Raw genomic sequence first — 5,536 nt, 5'->3', positions numbered from 1 at the left:
ACGAAAGGCTAGTCTAAGGCCTTGATTTCGAGAATCATATCGCGGATCTGAGCCGCCAATTCGAAATCGAGAATCCCCGCCGCTTCCTGCATCTGATCCTCCAATTTCTTGATCGCTTCCTTGCGCTCTTTTTTGGTCATGCTTTCGAAGTCTGGAGTTTCCTCTTGCTCCGGTAAGGTTGCCTTGGTTACACTGATGAGGTCGCGAATTTCTTTCTTAATGGTTTGTGGGGTAATCCCATGTTTTTCATTGTATTCCATCTGAATCGCCCGCCGACGTGCGGTTTCTTTCATGGCTTTTTTCATGGACTCTGTTTCCATGTCCGCATACATGATGACATGCCCCTCACTATTACGGGCGGCCCGACCAATGGTCTGAATGAGCCCCCGTTCATTCCGTAAGAAACCTTCCTTGTCCGCATCCAAGATGGCTACCAAACTAACCTCAGGAACGTCAATTCCCTCCCGCAGGAGGTTGATTCCAATCAAGACATCAAAAACACCGAGTCGAAGATCGCGGATGATTTCCGTCCGTTCCAAGGTCTTGATATCAGAGTGCATATACTTGACCTTCACGCCCATTTCCTTAAGATAGTCGGTCAAATCTTCCGCCATTTTTTTGGTCAGGGTCGTGATAAAGACCCGCTCATTTTTCTCAACCCGCTTATGAATTTCTCCTAGGAGATCCTCCATTTGCCCGTGCGTTGGCCGCACCTCAACCTCCGGATCCAACAGACCCGTTGGCCGAATGATCTGTTCCACAATCGTCTCCGTTTCTTCCATTTCATAATCTCCCGGTGTTGCCGAAACATAGACAATTTGATGAACATGTTGCTCAAATTCCTCACGCCGAAGCGGCCGATTATCCAGAGCACTTGGCAGACGGAAGCCATGATTGACCAACATCTCCTTCCGCGATCGGTCCCCATTGTACATCCCCTTGATTTGCCCCATGGTCATATGCGACTCATCAATCATAATCAGGAAGTCCTCCGGGAAGAAATCCAAGAGCGTATACGGCGGTTCCCCTTCCGAGCGACCATCCATGTGTCGAGAATAGTTCTCGACCCCATTGGTATACCCCATCTCACGCAACATCTCGATATCATAATCCGTTCTTTGTTTCAAACGCTGCGCTTCAAGAAGCTTACCTTCCTTCTCAAATTGGTCTAACTGCTCGACCAACTCCGCCTGAATCTTGGCAATCGCCATCTCCAAATGCTGATCATTGGTCACGAAGTGAGTCGCAGGATAAATGGCTAGATGGTCAACCTCCCCCAAAACCTGACCGGTCAAGGCTTCAATTTCCCGAATCCGGTCAATTTCATCGCCAAAGAACTCTACCCGAAAGGCATGCTCATCACGACTGGCCGGAAAAACTTCAACAATATCCCCCCGGACCCGGAAACGCCCCCGTTGGAAATCAATATCGTTACGTTCAAATTGAATATCTACCAAGTCATTAAGGAGCTGATCCCGTGAAATCAACTGACCAGGCCGTAAGCTCACAACCTTGTCCGCGTACTCCTTAGGCGAACCCAAACCATAGATACAGGAAACAGAGGCCACCACAATAACATCATTACGCTCTAGCAAAGCAGAGGTTGCCGAATGTCGGAGCTTATCAATTTCATCATTGACCGAGCTATCCTTCTCAATATACGTATCGCTGGACGGCACATAGGCTTCCGGCTGGTAGTAGTCATAATAGGAAACAAAATATTCAACCGCATTTTCTGGGAAAAATTCTTTAAATTCTCCGTAGAGCTGCCCTGCTAGGGTTTTATTGTGAGCAATCACTAGGGTTGGCTTATTCACCTTAGCGATTACTTGACTCATGGTATAGGTTTTCCCAGTTCCTGTAGCTCCCATCAGAATTTGCGCCTTCTCGCCACCCTCAATATTATCGACCAATTCAGCAATGGCTTGGGGTTGATCCCCGGATGGTTGGTACTTGGAAACCAACTTAAATTGATTATTTTCTATTCTTTCAATCATAGTACACCTCGACTCTTATTTTACCATCTTTCATCCGCTAAATCCCATTTTTGTTATGGAAGAACTTCTGACATGAAAAAGAGCAAATTTGCATCCTAGCCCTCTTTTTGGTATAATTTTAAAATATTCTAAAAGGAGATGCCGAAATGAAGAAAAAACTTCTAAGTCTCTTGTTACTAATATTCCCCTTATTTGTAACAAGCGGCGTGCAGGCAGCTGATACCATTAAGATTGTATCAGATACCGCTTATGCACCATTTGAATTTAAAGATTCAGATCAAGTCTATAAAGGAATCGACGTCGATATTATCAAGGCAGTCGCAGAGAAAAAAGGATGGAACTACGAACAAAGTTATCCTGGCTTCGATGCGGCTGTTAATGCGGTTCAAGCAGGTCAAGCTGATGCCATCATGGCCGGTATGACTGCAACCGAAGAACGTAAAAAAGTCTTCACCATGTCCGACACCTACTACGATACAAAAGTAGTCATCGCAACCCTTAAGGGAAAAGGGATTACAGACTACAGCCAACTGAAAGGGAAAACAGTTGGGGTTAAAAACGGAACCGCTGCCCAGCGCTTCCTCGATAACAATAAGGACAAATATGGCTACGAAATCAAAACCTTCGACACTGGAGATTTGATGAACAACAGCCTACAAGCAGGGGCTGTGGATGCCATCATGGACGACAAACCTGTCCTCCAATATGCCGTTGACCAAGGTCAAAACCTGGAAATCAACATGGACGGGGAAGCCGTTGGAAGCTTTGCCTTTGGGGTTAAAAAAGGTAGCGACAAGGAATACCTCGTTGAAGAATTTAATGAAGCCCTAGCCGAAATGAAAGAAGACGGTAGCCTAGAGCAAATCATCCAAACTTGGACTGGTGGCTCTAGCAATTCCGTTGCCGCTAACATTCCAGAAACTGACACAGCGACCGGTCAACAAGCAACACCGGTCAAGAGTGAATACAAGATTGTCAGCGACTCTTCCTTCGCACCATTTGTTTTCCAAAACGATTCTAATGAATATACCGGAATTGATATGGAGTTGATCCAAGCCATCGCCAAAGATCAAGGCTTTACGGTTTCTGTCACCAATCCTGGCTTTGACGCAGCTGTTAATGCCGTCCAAGCTGGACAGGCTGACGGAATCGAAGCGGGTATGTCCATCACTGATGAACGTAAAAAAACCTTTGACTTCTCCGATCCTTACTACATCGCCAATGCGATTATCGGGGTTAAGAAAAACAGCACAATCGCTTCTTATGAAGATCTCAAGGGTAAAACCGTTGGGGTTAAAAACGGAACAGCTTCCCATGATTTCCTAACCGAAAACAAGGATAAATACGGCTATAACATCAAGGTCTTTTCCGAAGCTGCTTCAATGTATGATAGCCTAAACACCGGCTCTGTCGAGGCCATCATGGATGATGAACCAATCATCAAATATGCCATCAACCAAGGTCAAGACTTGGCAACTCCGATTGCTGGAATCCCAGTTGGGGAATACGGCTTTGCCGTTAAAAAAGGAACAAATCCCGAATTGATTGAAATGTTCAACAACGGTTTGGCTAACCTTAAGGAAAACGGAGAATACGAAAAACTTCTCAACAAATATTTAGGAGCTTCTACTACAAGCAACAACCAATCATCCAACGTTGATGAAACATCTATTTGGGGCTTGCTCCAAAACAACTATAAACAATTGCTAAACGGTCTCTGGATCACTATTTCCTTGACTTTAATCTCCTTTGCCATTGCCATGGTTATCGGAATTATCTTCGGAATGTTTAGCGTCAGTCCAGTCCCTGCTTTGCGGACTGCAGCAACTATTTTCGTCGATGTAGTTCGAGGAATTCCTTTAATGATCCTCGCTGCTTTCATTTTCTGGGGAATCCCTAACTTGATTGAAAGCATGACCGGTCAACAGTCTCCAATCAATGACTTTGTAGCCGGTGTGATTGCTCTGTCTCTTAACTCAGGTGCTTATATTGCCGAGATTGTACGGGGTGGTATTCAAGCCGTTCCTGCCGGTCAGATGGAAGCCAGTCGCAGTTTAGGAATCTCTTACAGCAAGACCATGCGGAAGATTATTCTTCCCCAAGCTGCTAAGATTATGCTTCCAAACTTCATCAACCAGTTTGTCATTGCCCTAAAAGATACAACCATCGTATCGGCTATCGGTTTGGTGGAGCTCTTCCAAACAGGGAAAATTATCATTGCCCGAAACTATCAAAGTTTCCGAATGTATGCAATCCTAGCTGTGATCTACCTCATCTTAATTACTTCTCTCACTCGCCTAGCGAAACATCTAGAAAAGAGGACCAGTAAATGAGTAAACAATTGAAAATTGATGTAAATGACCTTCACAAGTACTATGGGAAAAATGAGGTCCTAAAAGGCATCACCACTCAATTCTATGAGGGAGATGTGGTCTGTATCATCGGCCCTTCTGGTTCTGGAAAATCAACTTTCCTCCGCAGTCTCAACCTGCTGGAAGAGGCGACCAGCGGCCATATTACAGTTAATGGTAAAGACCTCACCCTTCCCACAACGGATGTTGATAAGGTTCGGGAAGATATCGGAATGGTATTCCAACACTTCAATCTCTTCCCCCACATGACTGTTCTTGAGAACATCACCTTCGCTCCAATCGAACACAAACGGATGACCGAGGCTGAAGCTAAATCTCTTGGAATGGAATTACTCGAGAAGGTGGGCTTGGCTGAAAAAGCTGATGCCGTGCCTGACAGTTTATCCGGTGGACAAAAGCAACGGGTGGCCATTGCCCGTGGTCTAGCTATGAAACCTGAAATCATGCTCTTCGACGAGCCAACCTCTGCCCTCGACCCTGAGATGGTTGGAGACGTACTAAATGTTATGAAAGACCTGGCCAAACAAGGAATGACCATGATTATCGTAACCCACGAGATGGGCTTTGCCCGTCAGGTAGCCAATCGAGTTATCTTCACCGCAGACGGTGAATTCCTTGAAGATGGACGCCCAGACGAAATCTTTGATAATCCACAACACCCACGTTTGAAAGACTTCCTTGATAAGGTCTTGAATGTGTAAACAAATGAAAAATCCAGGAAAGCCATCGCTTTCCTGGATTTTTTGACTTTACAAATTAGAAGGGAAGAGCCACGTAACGGCGAACTCCTGAGGCAGAGATGTAACTGAGCCAGTTTCGACCTTCTGCTTGGATAAGCCGATCATAGTTCACAGACATGCCTTTTTCATAGAGAGCTACAGCCTCTGCAGCAGCTTGAGGTTGGTTTTTAACCAAGGCATCTGCTCGAAAGACGTAGTTACCAGATGCTGCTAGACCAGAAACTGCTACCTTCGCTGCTTCCTTGACCACTGGCTTGGCTTCAACTTTAGGAGCTGAAGCTAATTTTTCAAGAGCGATGTAATGCCGGTTGCCGCTATAGCTAAGATAGCTAAGCCAACGGTAGCCATCAGATTCTAGGACACGGTCATAGTTAACAGAAGAACCCTTGTCATAGTAGGCCACATCGGGACTAGCCACACGTGCTTC

Annotated in this window: 4 protein-coding genes; 2 read left to right on the top strand and 2 right to left on the bottom strand. The window is 45.5% G+C overall.

What is annotated here, in order from left to right:
* Positions 1 to 8: 8 nt before the first annotated feature.
* The gene (gene uvrB / locus N4310_RS07385; protein ID WP_262092673.1) at positions 9 to 1,997 is read right to left on the bottom strand and encodes an excinuclease ABC subunit UvrB; all 1,989 of its coding nucleotides are present in this window, start codon (positions 1,995 to 1,997) and stop codon (positions 9 to 11) included.
* 146 nt (positions 1,998 to 2,143) lie between these two features.
* Here uvrB and N4310_RS07380 point away from each other — a divergent pair, with 146 nt between their 5' ends.
* Both N4310_RS07380 and N4310_RS07375 read left to right on the top strand, forming a co-directional pair.
* Positions 2,144 to 4,330 carry an ABC transporter substrate-binding protein/permease gene (locus tag N4310_RS07380; RefSeq protein WP_262092672.1) on the top strand — a complete coding sequence of 729 codons (2,187 nt, stop codon included), beginning with the start codon at positions 2,144 to 2,146 and terminating at the stop codon, positions 4,328 to 4,330.
* The gene (locus N4310_RS07375) at positions 4,327 to 5,070 is read left to right on the top strand and encodes an amino acid ABC transporter ATP-binding protein (RefSeq protein WP_160332165.1); all 744 of its coding nucleotides are present in this window, start codon (positions 4,327 to 4,329) and stop codon (positions 5,068 to 5,070) included. Before N4310_RS07380 ends, N4310_RS07375 begins: the two co-directional genes overlap by 4 nt.
* Before the next feature lie 55 nt (positions 5,071 to 5,125).
* Here N4310_RS07375 and N4310_RS07370 read toward each other — a convergent pair.
* On the bottom strand, positions 5,126 to 5,536 hold a 411-nt coding region (locus tag N4310_RS07370; RefSeq protein ID WP_262092671.1), incomplete at its 5' end, for an SH3 domain-containing protein.

Origin of the sequence: Streptococcus danieliae, from assembly GCF_025447695.1 — a bacterium.
Classification (GTDB): Bacteria; Bacillota; Bacilli; order Lactobacillales; family Streptococcaceae; genus Streptococcus; species Streptococcus danieliae.
The sequence above is the reverse complement of the archived record's forward strand: the minus strand, read 5'-3'. Positions and strand labels throughout refer to the sequence as shown.

Coding starts and splice junctions, on each gene's coding strand:
- uvrB (WP_262092673.1), bottom strand. CDS start 1,997: ATGATTGAAAGAATAGAAAATAATCAATTTAAGTTGGTTTCCAAGTAC.
- N4310_RS07380 (WP_262092672.1), top strand. CDS start 2,144: ATGAAGAAAAAACTTCTAAGTCTCTTGTTACTAATATTCCCCTTATTT.
- N4310_RS07375 (WP_160332165.1), top strand. CDS start 4,327: ATGAGTAAACAATTGAAAATTGATGTAAATGACCTTCACAAGTACTAT.